Origin of the sequence: Achromobacter sp. GbtcB20 (genome assembly GCF_019091095.1) — a bacterium.
GTDB classification, from domain to species: domain Bacteria; phylum Pseudomonadota; class Gammaproteobacteria; order Burkholderiales; family Burkholderiaceae_B; genus Achromobacter; species Achromobacter mucicolens.
Map to the genome: position 1 here is coordinate 1 of NZ_JAGXJZ010000627.1, position 260 is coordinate 260.

Annotated in this window: 1 pseudogene; it reads left to right on the top strand. The window is 66.5% G+C overall.

Annotation, left to right across the window (positions count from 1 at the left end):
* Positions 1-254 (top strand): annotated as a pseudogene (locus KVT32_RS30495) (serine acetyltransferase); the annotation flags it as partial.
* Positions 255-260: the final 6 nt, after the last annotated feature.

Sequence of the window (260 nt, forward strand, 5' to 3'; positions counted from 1 at the left end):
GGATCTCGGCGGCGCTGTTTCCCACCCATTACGGCCGCCCGGACCTGAACGACGAGAGCATCGATTATTTCGTCGGCGACACCTTGAACGTCGCTCTCGCCCGCCTGGTCGTGCAGGTAAGGCGCGCCCTGCGCTTCAATCCGGAACTCGAGAACGTCGGCGAAGCCGAGCTGGCCGAACGGGCGCGCGCCATCACGCATGCCTTCGCCGCCAGCCTACCCGAGATCCGCGCGCTGCTGGTCTCCGACGTGCAGTAAGCG